A 19,373-nucleotide genomic window follows, 5' to 3' on the forward strand; every position below is an offset into this window, starting at 1 on the left:
TCAAATCCTCTGGCGGCGTTTGGAGATGGCCAGGACGGTGGCCGCAAACCAGTAGGCGAGCAGGCGGGGAGAGCCTGAGGCATGGCGGAGGGCACGACCAAAATAGTCCTGCGCGAGGGTGGGATCTTCTTTCATGATAATACGTCCGGCCGAGCACCAGCCCTCCGCGGCGCTTTGCCGGCGGAGATCGAGGGGCACGGCCTGCCAATCGGCGTTGCGTTCAAAAACTTCGGCACAGCCGAGGGCCATCGCGGCGGCATTCTTGCTCATCGCGGAGCTGTGCTGGCGATACCGGCAGGTGATCGCGGGCACGTAGCTCACCCGCGCACCCGCGCGCACCAGTCGCATCCAGAATTCGCGGTCCTCGACATACCGGCAGTTCGGGTCGAAGCCTCCCGTCTCCCCCCAGAGCGAACGACGGAGAAGAACAGACGATGGCTGGATGGCGTAGTCCGCCAGGAAAAGGGACCGGGGGAACTCGTCGATCGCCTTTTCGGAGGCGACCCGTAACTCGATCTCCTCGCCCGTCTCGCTCGCGAACAGAACGACTCCGGAGTGGATGAGGTCGGCCCCGGTCTCGGATGCCCGCTGGACCAGGTTCGCGAGATGGTCAGGGGTCCAGAGGTCATCCGAATCGAGCAACGCCACGAACGGGGCAACGGCCCGGGCGATGCAGGTATTGCGGGTGGCGGGCAATCCGCGATTCTCGGGATGCCGCTCGAAGCGCACTGGCTGATCGACGCTTCCGGCGAACTCGCGAACAATCTCCTCGGTGCGATCGTGGGAACCGTCCTCGACGACGATGAGTTCCCAATGCGCGAAGGTCTGCGCCCGCACGCTCTCGAGCGTTTCGAGCAGATATTTCTCCGCCTTGAAGGCCGGGATGCAGATACTGATCTGAGGTTCAGACATGGACAGCGGGCGGGGTTGAGTGTTTTTGAAGGGCTTTCAAGGCGTCGAAGACTTCGCGAGCCGTCGCGACCTCATGACGATTGGCTTTCACTTCGCAGCCGAGAACGGTGGTGATGTCGTTGCAGATCCAGAGCCGATTGTGCTCGATCACCGAGGGAAAGAACGGGCCCATCGAAACCACGGCCGGCACGGAAAAGGCGGCGGCCACGTGCATGAGCATGCTGGGATTGGTGACCACGCGATCCGCCGCGGCAGTCAGTGCGAACGTTTCCCGAAGCGAGACTTTCCCGCAGAGCGTTTCCACCCCGGACAGGCCCTTGGCGAGTGATTCGCCCATGGGCACCTCGACCTTGCCGCCGACGAGCTTCACGACGAAGCCCCCATCCTCTTCGAGGAGTTCGAGCAATTCGCGGAAACGCTCCGGCGGCCAGCATTTCTCGGGGAAGCCGCCGCCGACGCCCATGACGAGCCGAAGCTTGCCGGTCGTATCGCCCCAAAGCTCTTCACCACGCGCGACCTCGGCCGCGGAGAGATAAAGCTGCGGTTTCACCGAGGGCAATTCCGCTTCGCTCGCCCCAAGCAACTCGACGAACTTCAAGGCGCCGCGGCCGACGTAGGTCTCGCCATCCGACTCCACCCATTTGTGGCAGCCAGACCAGCCTCCGGCGTAACCGCGCACCCCGAGACGATACGGAATGCCGGCTCGCATCATCATGAACGAGCCAAAGGGGCTGCCGAGCACATCGATGCCGACATCGCATTTCCTGGCACGCAACTCGGCCACCTCCGGGGACGAGAAGCAATACGCGAAGCGTTTGCCATCCGTTTGCCCGGAGATGGCCTTGTTGTGCCATGGTGCGGTGACACGAAAGACTTCATCGACGAACGGATTGTTCTCGATGACGGGACAGGCCCACGACCCGACGGCGGCGATGATCTTCGCCTCCGGAAATTTCCGCTTCAGCGCCTCGAAGAGCGCGCTGATGACGAGGAGATCGCCAATGTCGTTGTTCCGCAGAACGAGAATGCGCTTCGGGGAAACCGGGAGCGGCGACGAGGGCGAGACCAGCGAGACGGCACGAACCAGATTTTCGACAAGATTACGTTTCCAACTCATGGACGGGATGTTTTGAATTTGGGACCACGGCGCCGGGGGCGGAGTGCCGAACCGGCGGAGAAGACAAGCTGGGGAACGAGGGATGGCCGCCAGGGAGCCAGCTTCCACGCCCGCCAGAGGGAACAGGTGCTGGCGACGGGATCGGCCGCCCGCTGCAGCCGGCCGAAGTTGGCCAGGCAATGCGCGAGCCGATCGCGCCGAAGCACGTCGGGCACCTCCCGGATGGCGCGGTATTTTTCGTAGAACGCCACCTCCTGCTGCGCCCAGAGCAGGGTCTTCCCCATCGTGCTGGTGGCGTGCTTGGCGTAGTGGCAGGTGACGTCCCGCGCGTCGGCGAAGCGAGCCCCGGCAAGGGCGCAGCGCACCCAGAAGTCGCGATCTTCACCGATCTGGAACGAGGAGTCGAACCGGCCGACGCGAGCAACGATGGCCCGGGTGAGTGCGATGCTCGAGCATGTCATGATGCAGCTGTTCTCGAAGAGCGCCGTGGTCGGATCGAGGAACAGCTGCTCCGGCGGCGCGTAGCGACCCAGCGGGCGATCCGTGACGAGATCGAAGAGCTCGATGCCGGCGACGGCCAGATCCGCGCCCGTCTCCAGAGCTGCGTGAATCGATTCCAAGTGCCGGGGAGACCACCAGTCGTCCGCGTCGAGGAAGGCCAAGGCCTCGCCCTCCGCGAGCTCGAGCAGGCGATTGCGCGCCGCGGCCACTCCGCGATTCACCCCCGCATTGTCGTATCGCACCGACTGCGAGACCGACGCCGCAAACTTTGCCACGAGCGCCTCGGTGTCGTCGTGCGAACCGTCCTCGACCACGATCAATTCCCAGTCGGCGTGCCGCTGCGTGCGCACGCTTTCGAGGGCCCGGGCGATGAACGCTCCGGCATTGTAGGCCGCAATGAGGACGCTGATTTTCACGCGCCGACCTCCGTCGCGAATTTCAACCACGCGAGACTGCGACGCATCCCCTCCTCGAACGTCACCGGAGGATTGTAGCCGAGCACGCGGGACGCCTTCTGGTGCGGCAACTTCCACTGGTTTTGCTGAAGAAGCGCCATTTCCTCGGTGATGTGAGGCTGCGGCGTCCGGCCGGGAATGGACCACGCGTCCGGCCCGCCTGGGGGATTCCAGGATGCAAGCAGGGTCTTGGTCGCGCGCTTCCACTGGCCCGGAACGGCCGGCAGCAGGGACTGCACCCACGGTTTCTGCACGGTCTTTTCGACCCGCTCGCGAAAGGATTTCCGGAAGACGGGCAGATCCTTCACGTCATGAATATTCTCCCGCGAGATTCCGAAGGCATCCGCCGCGCGGTGGTAGAAATCAGCCCACGTCGTCGTCCCTTCGTCGCCGACGAGATACGCTTCGCCGTCGCCGTTCGGAGCCTCGAGACAAAGCGCGATCGCCGCGACGAGATTGTCCACGTAGATACCATTGCAAATGCCGGCGCCGCCGTTGTGCAGCCATGCCTGGCGGGTGCGAAGCTCCTGCACGAGATCGCCGATCCAGCGCGAGCGCGGACCATACACGACGCCGGGACGCAGCGCGTAACCGGTGAGCTTGTGCTTCCGCACGGCATCGAAAAACGCGGCCTCGGCGATGACCTTCGAGTTGTTGTATTCGAGCGCGTGCTGGGTGTGGAGCGAGGTTTCCTCGGTCGAGCCGGCCGGAATGTTCTGACCGTGGACGGAGGCGCTGCTGAGGTAGACGACCCGCGCGACTCCAGCCTTCGCGGCGGCATCGCAAAGAATCTCGGGCATGGCTTCGATCTGGCGCGGATCGCCGATCGCGGCGTGCACGACGGCGTCGCAGCCTTTCAGCGCGGCCGCGAGCGAGTCGACGTCGAGAGCGTCGCCGAGTCGCCATTCGAGGGAGAAACGCGCCGGCAGCGCGAGGCTGGCCGGCTTGCGAACGACGGGGATGACCTCGTGCTTTCCACCGAGGTGGAACTGCTCGACGATGCGGCTTCCAATGAATCCGTTGGCTCCAATGACGGCGACTTTCATGGCTGGAGAGCAAGTTCCCGGGCGCGGGCGGTCTCGACCGCGGAGAACCAGGGTTGTTCGATCAGCGTGCGCTTGCGATAGCAGGCCTCGATGAGACGCAGCGAGCGGAGGCCCTCCGAGCCGTCGATGAGAAGCGGCTCCTCGCCCCGCAGGGCGCCGATCACATTCTGAAGCTGGGCGATGAAACTTTGCGGATTCGTCGCGAGAGAGTGGCGGGGCAGGACGTCTTCCAGATCGGCGATGGGATTGGCGAGATGAGCCTGGAATGAGGCGCTCGTGCCCGCGAGCTGGACGGTGAGGTTGTTCGCATCGTTGACCTTCCAGGACACGATTCCGCCCTCGAATTCGAAGCGATATTCGTTGGCCGTCCCCCAATCGCGACTGAGGTGCACCGATCCGCTCGCGCCATTTGGGAACACGAGATTGACGTGGGAATTGATCTCGAGGCCGCCCATCGCGTCGTCCTCGCAGGTGAACGACTCCGGTTCACCGAGCCACCACGTGAGCAGGTCGAGCGTATGCACACCGATGTCGAGCAGCACGCCGCCGGGGGTTTGCGCCTTGTTGAAAAACGAGGGAGTCGCCGCGGGCCATTTGAACGGGCCACCTTCGACGATCGAAAATCTCCGAAGCGCGCCGAGCTGACCACCCGCCACGAGATCCTTGATGTAGCGGCTGGACGGAAAAAAGCGTTTGTAGAGACCGATCGCCAGAAGGCGCTTCGAAGCCTCGGCCGCGGCGATCATTTCCTCGCATTCGGCGGTTGAGGAAGCCATCGGTTTTTCGCAGAGCACATGCCACCCGCGTCGGAAGGCCTCCATTGTCTGCGTCGCATGGAAGCGCGGCGGAGTGGCGATAATAACGAGCGCCCCCTCCGGAGCCGAGATTTCCTCCAGACGATCCGCGCAAACGGCGTCGGGAAAGGTCTCGGCAAGAAGGTTTCGCGCGGGCACGAGCGGGTCCACGAGAGCGACCACGGAAAGGTCGCCCTTTTGGGAAAGAACCCGCAACGCCGGCGCGTAGAACGCCTGCGAGACGGCGCCGCAGCCGACCAGGACGACAGGAACAGGAGTGGAAGTGACTTTCATCAAAGCGGAAGGGCGAACGGTTTAGCCAAGAAGGGATTCCTCGAGGTGGCGTTGAATCGTTCCGGGGTGAAACTCGCCGCGAGCGTGGGTGAGGACGGAGCTGGCCGAGGCGCTCCACGCTTCCGGTTGCTTGAGCGACGCCGCCCAGCAGGTGAACGCATCGAGCTGATCCGGGTGGAAAACGTCCGGGAAAGCGGCCTTCTCGGCCCAGCGGGCGATGGCGCTCTCCCGGGGAGCGACGATCGCGCAGGGCAGACCCAGGTGGGAATACTCGACAAATTTGCTCGGAAAGCTCGTCGCGATCCACGGCATGTCCGCCACGGTGTCAGCGTAGGAAACGAGCAACGCGCTCGCGTTTTCGGTGAGATGCTCGAGCGCCTCCCGATTGGACGGAAACAGGTCCATCCACTCGATGGGCTCCTTCTCGATCAGCGCGCGGAGCTCGGGGGTTCCCCGGGAGAGCACGACCAGGCGCCCACCGATGGAATCCAAAGCGCGGCCCAGGCGGGCCAGCAATGGGAACTGCGCCGGCCAGAGCGCGCCCGCATAATAGATCCGCACTCCCTGCCCGCGCCCGGCATTCCAGGCGGCCGCCTCGCTCCATCCCTCGGGAATGGGCGCAAGCACGCGAACTCCCTCGACCGGGAGCTGAAAGCAGGCCGCGAGCGCGGGAGAGGCAAACAGCGACTTCGAGGAATTCTCGAGGATCCACTGATGCCGCCGGTGGGCGCGCTCGCCCTCGGCAGGATCCTTCGCAAAGCAACGGGTGTCGTCATGATGGATCGTGGTGAGCGGCACGCGGAAGCGCTTCGCAAACCCCACCGCGGCGATCGAGAGCGTGTCGCTGAAAGCGGAAAGATAGGTCAGCACCGCGTCCGGTCGACCGCCGATCCATTGGCGAATCTCACCCGCCCACAAATGGGTGCGAACGGCGCGGGAAAGCGATTGATCGGGATGATAGGGCGGCCACCACGGCTTGCGATGGCTGAGCGTGCGAACGGACCAGCCATGCTTGCGGCAAATCGCATCGTCCTGCCCCCACTCGGCCACGACGTGGATCTGCCAGCCTTCGTTGGCGAGACGGCAAAGGTGCCGATACACGATGATCGGGCTGCCGGTCCCCTCCCCGGGCATGTGGCCGAAATAAACGAGACGGCGGCCCGCTGGCTCGGACTCGCTATTTTGGTGAATTGGTTCCCCCATCTTCCCCGACGTAGAAATCAAGCGGACCGCAGACCCGCTTTCGTCGCGATTTCGCTGACCTTGAAGGTCACCCGGTCGCGGTAGTAGCCAAAATCCTTCGCCGCAAACAGCTTGAGAATCAGGCCCTTCGCAGCCCCCTGGCAATGCAGGGTCTTCATCCGGATCTTCTGCGAGGAACTCGCCGTCTCGACATACGCGTGACCACCGATCCACCGCACGTCCTTCGAGCCGTCCTTGAGTTTCAAGCCGTCGCTCTCCTGCACGATCGTATCATACATCGCCCCCTCGAAAACCTGGCTGAGATCGAGTGGCTTCAGTCCCTTGCGCGAGATGAAGGTGTGGAGCGCATGCATGTCGGTTACCGAGACATTGGGAGTAACCTTCTTCCACTCGTTGTATTGGGCCGTCAGCAGCTCGCCCTCCTCGCGATACATGAACTCGATGAAGTCGCAGAAATCGGCGACGACCTTCACGTCCGGGATGAGCATCGTGTAGGGCCCCTGGTAGCCGACAATGCCGAGCTGGGCATCCCCAAGGCGGTCGAAATCCGGGAACAGGCTGTCGCACACCAGCAGATCCGAATCGACATAGATGGCGCGATCGACGGAATTCCGCCGCATGAAATCGCGCACCACGAACCACCGCTGGAAATTGATGATTTCATACTCGCGGGTAAAGGGACTGTTGTGCTGGTAGATTTCCTCCATCACCTCGGCGCCGGACCAGTAATCCGCGATATTGTGAATTTCCGCGTAGGGGCGGAGCTTCTTTTGCGGACAGTCGGTGATCAGGATAATCCGGGCGTCCGGATTGAAATATCGGGCCTGCTTGACGGTGTAATACAGATACCAGCTCTCGCTTTTGTGGACGAAAATCAAACAGTCGTTCTTCATGATTCTGGTGTTGGCGATGAAACTCGATTGGACGGCTCTTTAATGACGAACCAACCCGCGAGACTTGCACATTTTTGACCAGATAAGCCGCAGTTTTTCCAAATCCACACTGACGAGGTCAGAAAAAAGGCGTCCTTGAAACCTCAATGACGCCTTGTCGCTTCGATAGTTCGCACCCATTTCAATAAAGGGAACGGCGGTAATGGCTGCGATCGTTCCATGGGGGATGAAAGACTTCGCCAGCCTGACGGCCTGGCTTGGTAGAAAACCCACCTCTCTTCACGATGGAGAAAGAGAATGAGGTCGCTTTTTACGGCGACGGGACCGACTTGCTCTCGAAGTAATCACGAACGATCGGGAATCTGGGTTCGGCCCATCGAAGAAATGCCCCGATGTCGTTTTGACTCATGGACGGCTGGGCAGCCCGGAGGAAGTCATCCGGCCAGGTCCACCAGCGAAGTTCTTTCAGGAGGTCGACGATCTCGTCCGAGAAACGCATTCGGATGACTTTCGCCGGAGTGCCTCCCACGATGGCGTAGGCGGGCACGTCTCTGGTCACCACGGCTCCGGCCGCCACGATGGCCCCGTCGCCAATGGTCACCCCGTCGCGCACGAAGACGTGAGCCCCGATCCAGACATCGGCGCCGAGCGTGATGGGCCGACGCTCCACGAACGAATCACGCTCCGCGAAGGTCAGGCCACTTTGACGGCGCGTCGAATAAAAAACCGGAGCCGTGGAGGGGAAATCCGCCGGATGATCTCCGAACCCCATCATCGTGCGCGGGCCGATCGAGCAAAACGCCCCGGCGGTCACGTCGCTCAGATACGTTTCGCGGCCCACGTAGGAGCTCCGCCCGATTCGCACATCGGTCAGCTCGCATCGTGTCTGGACGCCGACGTGATCCGCCAGAGTGGAATTGAACACCATCGCCCCCGATTCGAGGGAACATCCCGGCCCGAGAACACTTCCGGCGATTCGCGATCCATCCGCGAGAGTCACGGCATCGCCGATCGTCGTTCCGGCGCCGATTTCGCTTCGAAAAATTGCACAATCCGCGCCGATCTCGGCCCCGGGTGCGACCTTCGAACCGGGCTGGATGAAGGTGTTCGCACCGACCTTTGTCCTGGGAAAACGCAGGGCGTTATCAAGCCGACGGACGGCCGACTTCAACGTTGATGTCGCGGATTTCACGATCAGGAAAGTGGTGCGCCAAACAGGTCGCGGCCGACGCGGATTCGCGCCTTGAGATTGTTCAGCACGCTGATCGGCACGCCCGCATAAACCCGCGTCCAAAGATCGTCGGCGTAGGCATCCACCGAAATGCGCGAGGGATGCTCGAGAGCGCCGAGCGGCTGCGTCGGAACGACCAGTCGCTCCATGTCGACGAACTCGTGCGTTCCTCCGCCGCAGAAACCAAGATTCTCGACGAGATTGTTGGTCGGCACAACGGCGACCCCCCCGAGCGAACGGCACGTGTAGTTCCACTGGAAGTCCCAGCAGTTCGTCTCGCGAAGGTTCCGCCGGGCCTGCTCGAAGGTGGAGAGCCAGTATTGTGCCTCCCAGTTGCTCGCGAAGGAGCGTCGCAGGGCGTCCTGGCGTTCGTCCCAGGTCGCCATCTCGAAGTCGTTATGGCGCCATGCGCGGCGCCACGTCGCCCAGCCCCACGTCCAGGGGTGACGGCTGAACCAGTAGCTCGTCCGCGGACGATGATAGGGAGCGATGAAATTGGTTCCCCCAATGTTCATCACGCGCTCGTCGTCGCGATAGCGCTCGAGCATGTCGTCGCAAAATTCGAAGAATGACGGATCGGCCAGACAGTCGTCCTCGAGAATGACCGCCTCCTCGACGAGGCCGAACGCCCAGTCGATGCCACTGCGAATGCGATCCATGCATCCCATGTTGCTCCCGGCATAATTCGTGAGAACCTCGCAGGGCCAGTCCACGCCCTTTTCGACGATCGACCGGCACTCCTCGACAAGCGACGGTTCGCCCGGATGCGTAGCCCGGGCGCCATCGGAGACGATGAGAAGCTTCGGCGGCCGGGCGGCCCGCACCCGCTCGAATACGCAGCGCGTGAGCGTCGGTCGATTAAAGATGATGAGAACGACGGGCGTCTTCATGGTTATGCGGAGACTTCGGCTTTCGAGCGACGGCGACGGACCGCGAAGAATGCCAGCGCGGCGCCGGAGATCAGGAGCGCCACCGGGGCAGGCTCGGGCACGGCCGAGAAATCCGTGAGCGTTACGCCGCTCGCCGTGTAATTGACGACGAACGATGCCTTCCCGTCCGCCGTAGTGAGCCGCATGCCGTTTGCCGCATTCGCAAACTGTCCGTGCAGGGTGCCGCCATTTCCGAGGACGATCTCAAACGAATCGTCCGCGGTGATCTGATTCTCGAATCCGCCGATGAGAGTGAGCGTGAGGGTGCCCCCGAGCGTGAGCGAAGTGCCGGAGGTCTGCGTGAGCACGTCGTAGCCCGAACCGGCCGCGAGGCCGCCAATCTCGAAGAACGATTGCGCGGTCGAGGTGAGCGTGAAATTGCCCGCGATGGAGATTCCGCCCGCGGAGTGCCCGGGAGAGAAGGTTCCCGCCACGGTGGTGGCGCCGGCGATCGATCCCGATCCGACGAGACTGCCCGCCTGGATCGAGAGGGAGGTTGCCGAGAGAAGTCCGCCGCCCGATCCGAGATCGGTGCTGCCCGCCGTCTGGGTGTAAGCGCCCGAGACCGCAAGGTGCGTGCCGGCGCCATCCACGGAGACCGTCCCGGAATTCGTCAGCGATCCGACGGTTGTAAAGGACCGTCCCGCCGAGAGGCGAAATGCGCCCTGGTTATTCGCGAGAGTGCTTATGTTTGTGAACACGGAGTTCGCCCCGGCCAGCCGGACGTCGCCCTTGTTCGTCACGATATTTCCGACGGTGGGAAGCGAGAGCGTCGCGAGGTTTCCGACGATCCAGGTGCCGCCGGTCAGCGTCGTCCCGGAAACCTGCGCCAGCGCGGCTTTCACCACGAGCGTGCCCGACTGGACACTTACCGTGCCGGAGTTACTGAATGCCACGCCGATCGTGGAGCTGCCCGTCCCGGCGGATTTGATGAGGGTGCCGGTGTTGTTGAACGCGGACGCCACCTCGCCAATCTGCTCGATCGTGCGGTCGTTCTGCAAATCGAAGGTGCCGTGGTTGTTGATCACCGCGCCGGAGTCGAGGAAGAGATCGCCGATACCCTTCCACGTGGACGTTTTGCCTGCTCCGAGGTTCAGCGTGCGACCGCTAAGGCCGCCGCCGATCCCCTGGAAGTTGAGGGTCATTCCCCCGTTGGCATTGAGCACGCTGGCACCGGAGAGCGTTCCCCCCTGCCAGTCGAACAAGCCGGAGACAAGGAGGTCGGCCGAGCCCGTGAGGGTGCCTCCCGTCAGCGTCAAAGATCCGCTGCTCGCCGAGGACGCCGGGTGAAGATTGACCGTGCCGCCGCTGATAAGGGTGTCGCCTCCGACCGTGTAGGATCCGCTGATATCCATCGTTCCCGCGCTGAAGCCGATGCTGCCGGCCCCGACGATCGCGCCGGAACTGCTTCCTCCACCCGCGAAAATCAGCCGGCCGGCCTCGGGATGAATCTCCCCCGTGCTGAGAATCGTCACAAAGATCGAGGTGGATCCCGTTCCCGCCGACTTGGCGAGGACGCCGCTGTTGAGGAAGGAGGGCTCCGAAAATGTCTGCACGAAAATCGAACGGTCGTTCTGAATGTCGAAGAGACCGGAATTTTTGATCGTGGCGCCGGTTTCGAGCGAGATGTCTCCCGTGCCCAGCCATGTCGTCGTGTGGTTGGCAGCGAGGTTGAGCGTGCGCTGGCTGAGCGTGCCGGTATTGCTGGCGAGATTGATGACCATTCCGCCGTTCGCGTTGATCACGCTCGCGCCGGTCATGGAACCGCCCGTCCACGTCACCACATCGCTGGCATTAATGACGGCTGTTCCGCCGACGACGCCTCCATTCACGGTGAGCTTGCCAGTCGTCATGGGCGCCGCCGTATTGAAGTTCACGACCGAGCCGCCGCCGATCTTCGTCTCCCCGGCGACCTGATACGAACCCGTAATCGTCATAACCTTGCCGTCTCCGCCGAAGGCGACCGCGCCAGCACCCTGCATCGTGCCGGTGCTCGTTCCGCCGCCGTTGAAGGTCAGCGTGCCGCTCTGGACATCGACGACCCCGGAATTCGTGAACGCGATGCCCACCGTCGCCGTCCCGGTGCCTGCGGTTTTCGTCAGCAGGCCGGTATTGTTGAACGTCGACTGGGCCTGCCCGTTCTGGACCATGGATCGGTCCGCCTGGAAATCGAAGGTGCCATCGTTGTTGATGGTGGCGCCGGAGAGAAACATGTCCCCCGCCCCGCTCCAGGTGCTCGTCTGGCCGGCCGCCAGATTCAGCGTGCGCTGATTCAGGCCGAACGTGCTGCCGGTCACATTGATGGTCAAACCTCCGCCCACGTTGGTGATGCCCGCGCCGCTCATCGCGCCGCCGAGCCACGTCATGGCGCCGGTCACGTTCAGCGTGGAGGCCCCCGTGATCGCCCCGCCGCTAAGGAGGAGCGATCCCGTGCTCGCGGCCGACGCCGTGTTGAAGGTCACCGTGCCCGCAGTCACTGCGGTCGCGCCGGTCATGGCAAAACCGCCGGTGAGGTTCATGCTATCGCCGCCGAAACCCACGGTGCCCGCACCGGCGATCGAGCCGCTGCTGGAGCCGCCGCGATTGAAGTTCAGGGTTCCGCTCTGCACCGCGACGCTGCCGGTGTTCGTGAAGGTGACGTTGATGTTCGTCGCGCCCGTGGCGACGGTCTTCGTCAGCGTTCCGGAGTTCGAGAGCAGTCCCAGCGTTCCGATATTATTGAACTGCATGGCCCGGTCATTCTGGATGTTGAACGTGCCCGCGTTGCTGAGCGTGGCGCCGGCGCCGAAGTAGAGATCACCGGCGCCCGTCCACGTCGAAGTTTTTCCCGCTCCGAGATTGAGCGTGCGCTGACTCAGGGTTGCGCCGTTGCTGCCAAAGTTCAGGGCCGCGCCTCCGCTGGCATTCAGCACACCGGAGCCGCTCGACGTCCCGGAGTTCCAGGTGAATGTGTCGAGCGCCGTCAGATTTCCCGCGCCGGTGAGCGTTCCCGCCGCCAGCGTAAACTTCTGGATGGTGACGTCGCTGCCCAGCGTGATCGCGGATCCGTTGCCGAGGAGCGCATCGTAGGTGAAGCCGCCATTGCCGTTGTTCGGCGCCTGCGCGGTCGCGGGAAGATTCGTCCAGTTGGCCGCGGATTCCCACGATCCGTCCGCCCCGCTCCAGGTCGAGGACACGTTGGCCGCCTGGAGAGAAAACCCGCAACCCATTGCGGCAACAGCCCAGATCGCCCGGTCAAGGGCGCCGACGGAACGAAACAGAAGACGACGATTCATACACAAACGGAGACAACGCGTGGGACAACGACGAACCGGAGGAAATCAGGCCCGCGAAACTTCAACGCGCTGATTGGAGAGGGCGGAGATCGGGGTGGTCGTCCGAGCGGCCTGCCCCTGCTTGATCTGGATGAACGGACGCTCCGCCAGACGGTAGAAGACGTAGCCCACCGCAATCGCGAGGGAGATACCGGACACCTTGAAAAGGACGTAGGTGGTCAGCGGACTGAAGCCGAGGGGATCAAGCCCATACTGCCACAGGATCTGCAGCAACGGCGCGTGAATCAGGTAGATGCTGTAGGCGAACGTGCCGACGAAAACGAGCGGCGGCAGCGACAGCGCCCGGCGAAGCCATCCGCGCGGAGTCAGCGCAAGATAGACGAGGAGGGTCATCGCCCAGACGCCGACGAAATAGTCGATGATCACCGGCCCCACAGTGCCCCCCATGAGTTGCACGCCAAACCGGCTGAGGCCCAGCACCCCGATCGTCAGCGCGATCAAGGCCAGCAACCCGGCGCCGCGCACCAGCTTCTCGCGGGAAGACTCTGCCCCGAGCTGGGCAAGTTTTGCTCCGAGCATGCCGAGCGCGAAAAGGCCGACGTATTGCAACGTGAAGCCCTTGCCGAAGAGTCCCAAGCAACCGGCTACGATCACCGCAGACGCCGCGAGGCTGATCAACGTCGACCGCAGCGGACCGATTCCGCGCCAGAGGAGAATCATGGCCGGGAAGAGGAAGTAGATCCACCACTCGAGACTGATCGACCAGTGCGCATGATTGATGGCGCCCGGGTGCATCGAGAAGTTCTGGAGCAGGAAGAGGTTCGCGATGATGTCCCACCCGCCGACCGGCAGGCTGGCATCCCACGGGGTGTGCGTCTTGTCGCCGATGAACAGGACGATCAGCAGCAGCGAGACCGCCATGGCCGCGAAGTAAGGCGGCAGGATGCGAATCGCCCGCTTCTTGAAAAACAATCCCGCGCCGCCGCGCAGCACGCCGCCATTCCGCACGACCGGGAGCATGAGGCAAAAGCCGGAGAGCACGATGAACAGGTCGACTGCGAAATGCCCAAGATTGTCGTAGAGCGAGAACATCCGGAGGCGATTCGTGATCGCGAAGCCGAGCGGCCACTGGTCCCAGTTCGGAAGCCGCGCGTGGCAGCAGACCACGGCGAGCGCCGCGAGGGCGCGAAGGCCATCGAGATAGGCCAGATGATAGGCGAGATGATTCGGAGAGGCGCTGCGGGTCGACTGGGAAGCGCCCACGGGGGAATAGGTCATAGTTTTCATGAACGGATGGGTGGATGTCGGAGATGGAAAGGCCCCGGGGACAGCGCCCGCGGGTGCCGCGCCGCGTCTCAAGCCCGCAGGCCCTGACGAACGACGTATTGAAAGAGCGACCACGAGCGGTATTCGAGCGGGGCCCTGAGAACGCCTGCCGCCGCATGCAGGACGGCGGTCCGGGGCTCGTTGCCCTCGAGCGCCCAGAGCGCCCACTGGCGGAAGACGGAGTCCTGGTCGTTCACGCTGCCGATGCTGGCGAGTGGTTCGAGGCCATGGGCAAGCCGGGCATCGCGCACCGCCGAGGAAAGTCTTTCGATCTGCGCCGCGCTGCGGGTCTGGTTGTAGCTCTTCGCGTGCTGGCGGTATTTGAGAAGCACTTCCGGAAGATTGTGGAGGCGCCCCAGTTTCGAGAGACGCAGAAAGAGGTCCCAGTCTTCGCCGTAGCCGGCGAAGGCCGTGCTGTAGCCGCCGATCTGATCCACGGCCGCCTTGCGACAGGTCACCGTGGGATGAATGAGCGCGCCGCCGTTTCCGGCGAGCAACTCCGCGAGAATGGCCGCGTGCTTCTCGGGCGGCCGATAGGTTTTCAACCGGCGGCCCCTGGGATCGAGCATGTCGACGCAGGCGCCGACGCAAACAACCTCGGGATGAGCGCGCAGAAACTCGACCTGCTTCGCAAAGCGATCCGGCGTGCAGAAGTCGTCTCCATCCATGCGGGCAAGGAACTCTCCCCTCGCCGCGGCGATGGCGTTTTTCAGCGAAGCCACCAGCCCGCTGTTCTTCTGCGTGAGGACCTTCATCCGCGGATCGGCCGCGGCCACGCGCTCGAGCACTTGCGCGGTGTCATCGGTGGATCCGTCGTTCACCACGATGCACTCGAAGTCGGAGAACGTCTGATTCCTGACGCTGAGCAGAGCTCCTTCGAGGTAAGTGCCCACGTTGTAAACGGGAATGATGACGCTGAGAACGGGCGTGCTCATGAAAGCATCCAGGGTTGTCTGCGGGGACCAGCCTGCCGGCGATGGGCGATCGCCCGCTGGTAGCTCGCCTCGATCTGCGGCCCCATCGTGGCCGCGGAATACCGGGCGAGCACCGATTCCCGGGCGGCCTGCCCCATCGTGCGGCAAAGCGGAACATCCCCCAGCAGGCGGATGACGTGATCCGCGAGTTGCGAGGAATTCTCGGGCGCGATGAGCAGGCCGGTCTTGCCGGGCTCGATCATGTCGCTCATGCCGCCGGCATTGCTTCCGACAACCGCGCGAGCCGCCGCCATCGCCTCGAGGCAGACATACGGAAAGTTTTCCCAGACGCTCGGGAAGACCGCGACGCGGACTTTGCCGAACCAGCCAGGCAGGCTCTCCGAAGGCTGACGTCCGGGAAATTCCGCGGCGATCCCCAGCTTCGCGCAGAGCGCCTGCAGCTGTTCCGCGGCGTCCTCTCCCCCCTCGAGCGGCGTGCTTTTTCCCACAAAGAGAAAGCGCACTCCGGGCACCGCCTGCGCAATGCGCGGGATCGCCGCCGAGAGGGTCTTGATGCCTTTGCGCACCTCGAGACGTCCGAAAAAGCCAACCGTGGGGGCTTCGTCCACCGGCGGCACATCGAGCATCACGGGCGATGGCGCGAAGGGATTCGGCACATGCGCCACCCGATTCTCAGGAAGCTGCCATTGATCGATCGCGTAGGTGCGCAGAGCCCCGCTGGGACTCACGACTTCATCGCTCTCGCGGGCGACAGCGAGCTCGCGCATCTCGGTCTCGCGGCCACTCACGATGGCCGGATTCGCGAGTTTCAAATCCGGGAGCGCTTCCCGCTTCCGCAACGCGCCAACGAACATCCGCAACTGCGGGAGCGCCTCGGCAAATTTCAGGTTCCGCAGGTTCCGGGGCGTGTTGATTTCCGAAAGCAGGCCGGCGGGAGAGTGCATGCGAATGACGAGCGGAATTTCCGGAGCAAAGCGGATCGCGAACTCGGCCTCGGCCTGGTATTCGGGAGCCTCGAGCACCTCGAAGGGCGCTTCCGCGTGTCGAAGGGCGAATGCCAGCCCGGCCGGAAAAGCAAACCGGCAGTTGTCCGTGCAGCCCACCGTGTGAACCTTCACGCCCGAAGGCCGCTCGAACGAGGAGGTCGCCGCACCACCGGCGAACACCTCCACCTCGTGACCGCGCTCGGCGAGAAGATCCGCCGCCTGGGCCGTGTAGGTCGCGATGCCGCCGTGGGCGGTCTCGGGGGGGAATTCGAAACTGAGAAAGGCGATGCGCACCGATTTCGTTCAGGCGAGAAGCACGGCGGACTCGGTCGCCCGCGAATGGGCTCCGATGCCGGTGTCCGGCTTCGCGAGGAGAAAGCGACTGAGAAGCGCGATTCCCTCCGTGTAAAAATAGTCCCGCACCGGGCCGGCGCTCACGTAATGCCGGGCGACGCAATACGGCAGCCGCTCGGGCAGGAAACTGACCTCGTGCTCTCCCGAGAGCGCCGTGCCGTTCAGCCGAGTCATTTGCAGCGCGAGAATGGATTGCTCGATGTGCCAGGAGCGGCGTGGCGTGTCCCAGAATGCCGCGAGGAATCGCTCGGTGAGATCGAGGTCGTGCCAGCCGGCCGGCACGAGGTTCAGGCCGCCGTTGACGTGGTCCGTGACCGGGCTGCCATACCACTCGGTCAGCTTCCCGAGTCGCGGGAAGTAAAACGTAATGGGATCGTGCATGAACCGCGCGGTCGCCACCGGCGCAGTGGCCCAGGCGAGGATTTCCTTCGGATCGGCAAAGAACAGCACGTCCGTATCCACGCACACGGCGCGGTCGCCGCGCATGACTTCGGCAAGGAGAAATGCCCGACGGAAAATCGGATGGTCCGCCGCGGCGCGCTGGCAGGTCGGGTAAGGCGCGAGGAGTTTCGCGAGGATGTCCTGCCCTTCCACGTGAGAGATCACCCGGAGGCGGGGCAACGCCGCCTTGGCGCGCTCGACGATGGCCGGCGTGAGCGTGCCATCATCGATCCACACCTGGCTCCAGCGGTAGCCGGAGAAATAGTCGAGGCTGCGGGCCGTCCAGATCGCCATGTCGACAGCCGAGGCGCAGACGAGCGAGACGACGTCGACGTTCAGATTCGGCGCCGCCGGCGCAGGCACGCTGGCGAGCTTCGGCATCACAACCCGGGCGTAGAAATCGCGCTCGAGCGTTCCGATGCCGCGACCGACCCGCCAGAGCAGCCGGGAAGCGCGTTCCAGATTGCGAATCACTCGGCTCATGCCACGACGTAATCGGGCTGCACAGAAAGCGTCGTCTTCGGAAGGAGCAGGAGCGCGTCCTGATTCCGGGAGGCTCCAAGCTCCATGCCCGCGCCTTCGATGAAGTCGAGATTGCAGATGCCGTGCAGTTCGTCGATGACCTCCGTCTTCGAGGCATCCGCCATCCAGAGCGAAGCGCGCAGCGTCATCGAGTTGATCGGGATCGGCGGCGTGCGCACGACGAACGTGTTTTTGCCGGCCTCGAGGCGGGCGCCATCCATCACGCGCTGGATGTCGAAATTGAGGACCTTCACCTCGTTGGTCGTCTCGAAATAGAGCGCGAGACCGCCCACGGTCGTGGCCTGCTCGGCATTGATCGTGACGGTGAACTCCAACTCGGACCCGGGGCTCGGGTGGCTGGCGGAGGGATCGCCGACGACGTCGTAACGGAACGATGCGAACTGGGCGACGTTCTTCTTTTTCCGCGGACGGCTGAGCAGATTCAGGTCGTAACCCGGGGCGAGCACCTGGTCGGTATCCTCGTAATATTTCGGCACGATGCTGGCAGGCGTGCCGTCGGCGATCACCTTGCCCGCGTCCATCAAGACGGCGCGATTGCAGAGGCGCATCACCGTTTCCATCGAGTGGCTCACGAAGAGAATCGTGCGGCCCTGCTTGCTGGAAACTTCCTGCATCTTTCCGATGCACTTGCGCTGGAAACGCTGGTCACCGACCGCGAGCACCTCGTCGACGATGAGAATCTCGGGCTCGAGATGCGCCGCGACCGCGAAGGCCAGGCGGACATACATGCCGCTCGAGTAACGCTTCACCGGCGTGTCGATGAACTTCTCGATCTCGGCGAAGGCGACGATCTCGTCGAACTTCCGGGCGAGCTCGGACTTCTTCATGCCGAGGATCGCGCCATTGAGGAAAACGTTCTCCCGGCCGCTGAGTTCGGGATGAAAACCCGTGCCAACCTCGAGCAGACTCGCGACGCGTCCACGAAGAGTCGCATACCCGCTGGTCGGTTCCGTGATGCGGGAAAGAATCTTCAACGCCGTGCTCTTGCCGGCGCCGTTGCGACCGATCAGGCCGATGACTTCGCCGGGCTGGACGTCGAACGAAAGGCCGTTCAGCGCCCAGAACTCCCCGCGCTGGGGCTTGGCGTTGTTCCCGCGGCCCGTGATTTTTTTGACGCCTCGCTCCAGCGCGTCGCGCAGCGAAACGGCCCCGATTTCTCCGAGATTGTAGCGTTTCGACAGGTTGCTGACTTCGATGATTGGCTTGGACATGGTTTCCCCTATTTGAAATTTGCGATGCGCGCCGGCGTCAGGCCTTGTCGACGTAGCTGCGTTCGATCTTGTTGAACCACAGGAAGCCCGCGAAGAAGATGACCAGGGCCATCACCCACGAGATCGTGACGGCCAGCGGGGAAAGCGTCCCCACCCCGAGAAGCGTCCAGCGGGCGCCCTCGACCGGCACGGTCATGGGATTCAACTGCACGATCCAGCGATACTGCTCCGGAAACTGACTGGCCGGATAAATGATCGGCGTGAGATACATCCAGATCTGGACCATGAATCCCAGCATGTGCTGGAGGTCGCGATAGACCGCTGTGAGTGACGAGAAGATCAGCGCCGAGCCCAGCCCGACGAGCGTCGCCTGCAGGGCAAAGATCGGGAAAAGCACGATCTGCCAGCCCAGATGAACGTGGTGGGCCGTGGAGGAAAAGAGGTCGACCACGAGATAGGTGACTCCCAGCAGAACGAACTGAATCGCCAGCGGGATGAATGCCGAGATGCCGTTCGCCATCGGCACGATGATGCGGGGGAAATACACCTTGCCGAAGAGGTGGGCGTTCGACTGGAGCACGTTGCCCGATCCGCTGTAGATCTGGGCGAACAGGTTCCAGCAAAGCAGGCCGCTCATGTAGAAGAGCACCGGCGAAACGGAGTCCGTCGGAATCTTCGCGACCTTGGCGAAAATCACCGTGAACACAATGGTCGTCAGCAGGGGCTGGATGACCATCCAGGCGGGCCCGAGCACCGTCTGCTTGTATTTCGAGACGAAGTCCCGGCGGACGAGAAGCCAGAGCAGATCGCTGTAATGGAAGATTCCCTGCCAGTCGACGTCCCAGAGCGACCGCCGTGGCCGGATCTGAACTTCGTAATCGAGGATGTTTTCGCTCATTTCGTTTTCTTTCGTAAGTTCTTCAAACT

Annotated in this window: 16 protein-coding genes; all 16 read right to left on the bottom strand. The window is 63.2% G+C overall.

From position 1 onward, the window contains the following. Positions 1 to 912: a glycosyltransferase family 2 protein gene (locus VIM61_08210; GenBank protein HEY8900381.1), complete on the bottom strand. Its 912-nt coding sequence runs from the start codon at positions 910 to 912 to the stop codon at positions 1 to 3. After that, the gene (locus tag VIM61_08215; GenBank protein ID HEY8900382.1) at positions 905 to 2,029 is read right to left on the bottom strand and encodes a glycosyltransferase family 9 protein; all 1,125 of its coding nucleotides are present in this window, start codon (positions 2,027 to 2,029) and stop codon (positions 905 to 907) included. Before VIM61_08215 ends, VIM61_08210 begins: the two co-directional genes overlap by 8 nt. Then, positions 2,026 to 2,946: a glycosyltransferase family A protein gene (locus VIM61_08220; GenBank protein HEY8900383.1), complete on the bottom strand. Its 921-nt coding sequence runs from the start codon at positions 2,944 to 2,946 to the stop codon at positions 2,026 to 2,028. Before VIM61_08220 ends, VIM61_08215 begins: the two co-directional genes overlap by 4 nt. Further along, positions 2,943 to 4,031: an NAD(P)-dependent oxidoreductase gene (locus tag VIM61_08225; GenBank protein HEY8900384.1), complete on the bottom strand. Its 1,089-nt coding sequence runs from the start codon at positions 4,029 to 4,031 to the stop codon at positions 2,943 to 2,945. The genes VIM61_08220 and VIM61_08225 overlap by 4 nt, the downstream gene beginning before the upstream one ends. Next, a complete protein-coding gene (locus VIM61_08230) occupies positions 4,028 to 5,119 on the bottom strand; it encodes a Gfo/Idh/MocA family oxidoreductase (GenBank protein HEY8900385.1) in 1,092 nt (363 codons plus the stop codon). Before VIM61_08230 ends, VIM61_08225 begins: the two co-directional genes overlap by 4 nt. Before the next feature lie 21 nt (positions 5,120 to 5,140). Continuing rightward, the gene (locus VIM61_08235) at positions 5,141 to 6,253 is read right to left on the bottom strand and encodes a hypothetical protein (protein ID HEY8900386.1); all 1,113 of its coding nucleotides are present in this window, start codon (positions 6,251 to 6,253) and stop codon (positions 5,141 to 5,143) included. 86 nt (positions 6,254 to 6,339) lie between these two features. Continuing rightward, a complete protein-coding gene (locus VIM61_08240) occupies positions 6,340 to 7,215 on the bottom strand; it encodes a hypothetical protein (GenBank protein ID HEY8900387.1) in 876 nt (291 codons plus the stop codon). 310 nt (positions 7,216 to 7,525) lie between these two features. Beyond that, positions 7,526 to 8,407 (bottom strand): DapH/DapD/GlmU-related protein, encoded by an 882-nt coding sequence (locus VIM61_08245; GenBank protein ID HEY8900388.1) that lies wholly within the window; start codon positions 8,405 to 8,407, stop codon positions 7,526 to 7,528. Positions 8,408 to 8,409: 2 nt separating this feature from the next. Continuing rightward, positions 8,410 to 9,336, bottom strand: coding sequence for a hypothetical protein (locus VIM61_08250; protein ID HEY8900389.1), 927 nt, complete (start codon positions 9,334 to 9,336; stop codon positions 8,410 to 8,412). A gap of 2 nt (positions 9,337 to 9,338) precedes the next feature. Next, positions 9,339 to 12,650, bottom strand: a complete 3,312-nt coding sequence (locus VIM61_08255) for a PEP-CTERM sorting domain-containing protein (protein ID HEY8900390.1) — start codon at positions 12,648 to 12,650, stop codon at positions 9,339 to 9,341. A 45-nt stretch (positions 12,651 to 12,695) separates the two neighbouring features. Beyond that, complete coding sequence (locus VIM61_08260) at positions 12,696 to 13,937, bottom strand: acyltransferase (protein HEY8900391.1); 1,242 nt, start codon at positions 13,935 to 13,937, stop codon at positions 12,696 to 12,698. Between the two features lie 68 nt (positions 13,938 to 14,005). Then, the gene (locus VIM61_08265; protein ID HEY8900392.1) at positions 14,006 to 14,911 is read right to left on the bottom strand and encodes a glycosyltransferase; all 906 of its coding nucleotides are present in this window, start codon (positions 14,909 to 14,911) and stop codon (positions 14,006 to 14,008) included. After that, on the bottom strand, positions 14,908 to 16,191 hold the full coding sequence (locus tag VIM61_08270) for a glycosyltransferase family 4 protein (protein HEY8900393.1): 1,284 nt from the start codon (positions 16,189 to 16,191) through the stop codon (positions 14,908 to 14,910). The genes VIM61_08265 and VIM61_08270 overlap by 4 nt, the downstream gene beginning before the upstream one ends. A gap of 9 nt (positions 16,192 to 16,200) precedes the next feature. Beyond that, a complete protein-coding gene (locus VIM61_08275) occupies positions 16,201 to 17,175 on the bottom strand; it encodes a hypothetical protein (protein HEY8900394.1) in 975 nt (324 codons plus the stop codon). Continuing rightward, complete coding sequence (locus VIM61_08280; protein HEY8900395.1) at positions 17,172 to 18,446, bottom strand: ABC transporter ATP-binding protein; 1,275 nt, start codon at positions 18,444 to 18,446, stop codon at positions 17,172 to 17,174. Before VIM61_08280 ends, VIM61_08275 begins: the two co-directional genes overlap by 4 nt. A gap of 37 nt (positions 18,447 to 18,483) precedes the next feature. After that, positions 18,484 to 19,344: an ABC transporter permease gene (locus tag VIM61_08285; GenBank protein HEY8900396.1), complete on the bottom strand. Its 861-nt coding sequence runs from the start codon at positions 19,342 to 19,344 to the stop codon at positions 18,484 to 18,486. Positions 19,345 to 19,373: the final 29 nt, after the last annotated feature.

The organism is Chthoniobacterales bacterium (assembly GCA_036569045.1).
Classification (GTDB): Bacteria; Verrucomicrobiota; Verrucomicrobiia; order Chthoniobacterales; family JAATET01; genus JAATET01.